General features: G+C 45.1%; 4 protein-coding genes. All 4 read right to left on the reverse strand.

Annotation, left to right across the window (positions count from 1 at the left end; genetic code table 11):
* Positions 1–854 (reverse strand): fimbrial protein (locus MES37_RS23500; RefSeq protein ID WP_237932744.1); only part of this gene is annotated, 854 nt, incomplete at its 3' end.
* Positions 845–3289 (reverse strand): fimbria/pilus outer membrane usher protein, encoded by a 2445-nt coding sequence (locus MES37_RS23505; RefSeq protein ID WP_237932745.1) that lies wholly within the window; start codon positions 3287–3289, stop codon positions 845–847. The genes MES37_RS23500 and MES37_RS23505, both read right to left, overlap by 10 nt.
* A 38-nt stretch (positions 3290–3327) precedes the next feature.
* Positions 3328–4035 carry a fimbrial biogenesis chaperone gene (locus MES37_RS23510; RefSeq protein WP_064547139.1) on the reverse strand — a complete coding sequence of 236 codons (708 nt, stop codon included), beginning with the start codon at positions 4033–4035 and terminating at the stop codon, positions 3328–3330.
* 54 nt (positions 4036–4089) lie between these two features.
* Positions 4090–4656 (reverse strand): fimbrial protein, encoded by a 567-nt coding sequence (locus tag MES37_RS23515; protein ID WP_064547141.1) that lies wholly within the window; start codon positions 4654–4656, stop codon positions 4090–4092.
* Positions 4657–4818: the final 162 nt, after the last annotated feature.

A 4818-nucleotide genomic window follows, 5' to 3' on the forward strand; every position in this document is an offset into this window, starting at 1 on the left:
GCGTAGTGTCCCTCCCCAAGATTCTTCAGGGCAAACTCTTTGCGCGAATCAAAATTCACTGGTTTTTTATTTTCATCTAACATCTGAATTCCAATGCCTTGAGCCCCTGATTCGTCCTGATTGCGTAAAACACCGTAAGATCTATTTTCGGCTGTCTGAATCCCCCACCAGTTAATATCCACATTCCTGACTGCCCCTCCCCCACCATCACATATAAATTTAACATCAAAAGGCTTTATCCCTGCTACACTTCCCGGTTGTGTGAAATTTTTCAATGCGGCATCAGATAAATTGACTTTGTTAGCGCGTTTGTTATTCACCCAACAAGAATGATTCAGTAAATTGATATACGTGGCAGGTAAATTGATATCAATAACTGGTAATGACTGATGTTCACTTTTGATTTGCAAATTGATATTACCAGGCAAGGCACCCACATTGATATTGTCATCAGTTTTGATCAGTTCAATGGTGATTTTACTGCCCTTTAATTCATCTAACGCGGCACTGAATTCAGAAGGCCACAGGATAATACGCCCGCTTGACAATTCCAGCGAAACTTTAACCCCAACTCCTTTTACGTTGCTGCGTAATACACCAGGTAATATTAATGCCGATTTATCACCGACAATTTGTGCGCTAAAAGCAACACTCCCTGAGCAGTTCGGCGAGGGTATATTCTGTACTCTATAGGTTCGTGAGTGTAACACTGCACCTGACTGAACCGCTCGCTTCATGACTATCGTTTCCGGTGCGGCAATGATTTTTTGGCTACTCATATTACAGTTGGCACTGACATTAAAACCCACAGGAAGCAATCCCACTAAAAGTAAAGCCGAACGTATTACCGACATGTTGCCTCCTGCGTTTTAAGCACAACGGTGCACTTTCCCTTTTCCAGGGGAATAAATACTTCTGGTGAAGTGGTTTCGTCGATATAGAGCAATCCACCCTGTCCGACATAACCGACATGGTTATTGGCGTTATCACGAATCGTTGCGCCAAACGGTAGCGTTTGTTTGCCTTGCAGTTGTGGACGAATAATTTGTTGGCGATTCAGTTTTGTTTCGAAAACAACAGAGACCACATTCCCCTGATATGGGGCGACCTTACTTTGCGTTTTCGCGAAAGTGATCCCGTCATCAGCACCTTTAGGGTCAATGATGATGTCATTAACGCGCCAGGGCCGTAACCACGGCATGATGGCATAACCATTGCTGTCAAAGCGGGTACCCGGCACACCATCAATATGAGCCCCTTCGGCATTTGGTGCATAGACCAGCGCGACGGTGTCCGAACGTTCGGGCGATAAAGTCACGCCGCCTGCGTGAGCCACCAGTAAGCCGCTCAGCCCGGCACTGGCTTGATGCCACGAACTCCCCTGGCTCCATGTTGCGTTCATCGTGGTCAGTGGGGAGCGATAATTGCCGTTGACCCCCCAGTCCATATCGCCACCACGAGCATAACTGGTATTGGCTCCCCAGATGAGATTATTCTCATTGTCTGCTGAGGTGGTAAACCCTAAACGGCTGTTGTGCGCTTTGCCATTATTGCTGTAAGTCTCAGAAGAAATTTGCGTATAGCCTGAATTAGATCGCGGCAAATAATAGCTAAACATCAGCGCTATCTGATCGTCTTTGGTAGCTGTGCCAAATTCATCTTCATTCCAGAAGCGTTGCGCTGAAATGCTCCATGTCAGATTGCGCCAGTTGTTAGTATAACCAACCGCATATTGGCGATAGTTATTCTGCTGTTGCCAATAGGTCTTGATAGATCCAGATAAATAAAACGATCCCCGTTGCTCAGTCAGAGGTTGATTCATGCTGAGGCTATAAGAATTTTTTTCGCGTAATACCCGGTAGTCACTATTTGCATCCCATTCATCAAGAGCATCCCGTTGCCCATAATAGTGCTGCGAATTAAATTTCGTCTCAAACCATAACGTGGTCTGCAACATGGGAAGCGTTCGATTATAGGTAACCCGGTATTGCTGTCCCTGATAAAACCGTTCGTCAAAGTTAAACCGTGACTGGGTAATATCCACGGCAATGGCCCCCCGCGGAGTATTAAAACCACTGCCAAGCAGTGCGGATTGGTAATCTTCAAACCCAGACGCTCCGCTGTAAAACGTCAAATAGTTATTCACGCCATATTGCCAGGAGACCTGCGCGGCAAGCGGATCCTGGTCATTACCACTTTCATCCACCGCCCCTGCAGAAAGGCTGTAGCGTGCAACACCGGGTTTGAGTAGTTGTGGCACCGTGGAATAAGGAACGGAAAAACGGCGGATACGGCCATCAGACTCTTGCACCGTCACCAGCAGTTCACCACCAGTGTTCGCAGGCAGGATAGAATCTATTGCAAATGGCCCCGCCGGAACCGACGCCTGGTGCAGGGTTCGCCCATCCTGAGTCACGGTGATGCGGGCATTGGTTTCCGCCACACCGCGGATAACCGGTGCCCAGTTTAAGGTGTTATCCGGGTGCATCTGGTCTTCAGATTCCAGGGAAAGCCCGAGCAGGCTAATCCCATCGAACATCTGGCTATCGGTATAGAATTGCCCGGCACTGAGCATCGATTTCCAGCCGACGATGGGGCGTTTTAGCGTTGTGCGGTTACTGGAATAGTGCTTGCCTGAGCGACTGTCCCAGTCGAGGCTGCCCAAATGTTCCATCAGCCAGCCACCGGCACTACCGCGAACATCCATCCCCAGCCAAGCGCTATCGGTACTACCTCTGTCGTCACCCCGCTGTTGTGCGCTGTAATAGTCAGCGTTGTAACCCACACTGATTGCCGGGATGCCGGCTTGCCATAATTCAGGTTGAATATAATTGCTGTCGCTCTGCTCAAGATAAGCCTGCGGGATGTTCAGGCGTAAATCGAGTTGGCCACTATTAAGCCTTTCACTGGCGTTACCCGTGGTGTCCCATTGAGCGATACTGCCACAAAAACCGGCTTGTTCCGCCAGCAGTTTGTTCATCTTCTGTGGATTAATGCCGAGATTATTTAAAAGTTGCGCGGAATAGCAACTGACCAATTCACCCTGCGCATTTTTTGTAAAGACCAGTTCCTGGTAGCCACGCCAGCTGTCATTTACATAGATATCAACAAGGTAACTTCCAGGGGCTAACCCTGCGATATTGAACGAACTGAGGTCATTATTTTTAGCATTCCCCATTAATATGGCGTTATTAAATTCGTAGCGCGTATTATTTTCGGCATGCAGTTCAAAAGAGACAAATGATCCCGGTAAAAATAATAGCGAGGTTATTGTTAATTTTCTTTGCAAGAAATTCCGTTTACACCAAAGCATACTGGTTCCTTTTTTTATTTTTTCGCCACAACTTTGATTTCCACCTCACCGCCATAATCATTTACGGCCTTAAGTAACAGAGGCTCTCCCTCTTTGACTTTCTGCTTTATTAATACATCTTTACTGCTTTTAGGATCGATCATCACGCTATCTTCCAGTATTCCCTTATCTGACAGCGTGCGAATATCTGAAACCGTCAGGAAAAATGGAGTCGGGTTAATTAACGTAAGGCCATTGTGTTTGACCTGTAGTGTTAACTTGTTCTCCGCCCCACTTCTTTCCCCTAACCCGACTGGGCGCCAGAAAAATTTAAATCGCGAACGAATAACAAGATTTAACATTCCTGCATTATCAACTATTTTAGTTTTATCAACCGAAGGGATGTCCAGTATATTCAGCCACCACAGTGACTCTCTATCGGTAACGGTAATAACGTGGTCGGCAATTTTCTTAATTCTTACTGACTGGCCGTTCCCGCCATCGACGCGCACAATCGGTGGTGAAATAATAAAGGGGGTGGTAATCGCTTCAGGTACGACTTCCGCATCACCTTCATCCAGCCAGATCTGCGCTAATGAAGGCGTTCTTCCTGTATTGGTCATTTGTACCGTAATTTCACTGGTATTCTCGGGATAGATAAAACGCGTACCATTAACGATAATGTTATTGGCACAGGCATTAAATGCACATAGTAGTGCTAATAATGAAGTTAAAACCTTCATTTAAACCTCTGTTAGAGTTAATGCCATAGCAACAAGCACTATGGCATTTTGTAATTATTTATACTGAACGGTATAGTTTGCCTGTGTCAAAATAGGACCTGGCGTGACAAGGTCGTTGCTCAAGTCAGAAGATTTAATATAACCCACCTTAAAGTTATAGGTTAATTTCTCTCCATGCGAATAATTACCACGATTAATTTCACCTGGAGTAAATCCTTCCCCTGATTTACGCATATCGATTTTTCCACCTGAACTATTCATTAATACCAGAGCGGCATTACTCCCTGAGTTTTCATCCCGGTGTAACATGTACCCCTTAGAATCCACCCTTCCTGCGTAGCTCCAATAAAGCTCAGGTGCTGCATTATTAGCAACGTAACAATTTTTAACCTTGATGGAAAAATCTTTTACTTTTACAGCATCATCTGAATTGATTTCTGTATTTATTACATGTGCCAATTTAATTGTTTTATCTTCATCACCATTGTCTATGATGCATGAGTTTGCAACAACGAGCCCGTCGAATTTTATTACCCCCCCAACAGGCCCAGATGGTTCTGCCATCACAGATGGTGCTGCCAATGCACATGCAATTAAAGAAATAAGTGTAATTTTATTCATAATACCTTCCTCATTTAGAGATTCAATATCTCTGAGAATAGTAACATTGATGTGGCGCTCAATATTTCGAGTTTCACACCAGGCTTGCGCCTACTGGATATTATGAAAATTTAATATGCCATGTATATAATATATTAAACGTATTTCTTTAAACATGAACCT

This window comes from Buttiauxella sp. S19-1, from assembly GCF_022134725.1.
Lineage (GTDB): Bacteria > Pseudomonadota > Gammaproteobacteria > Enterobacterales > Enterobacteriaceae > Buttiauxella > Buttiauxella ferragutiae.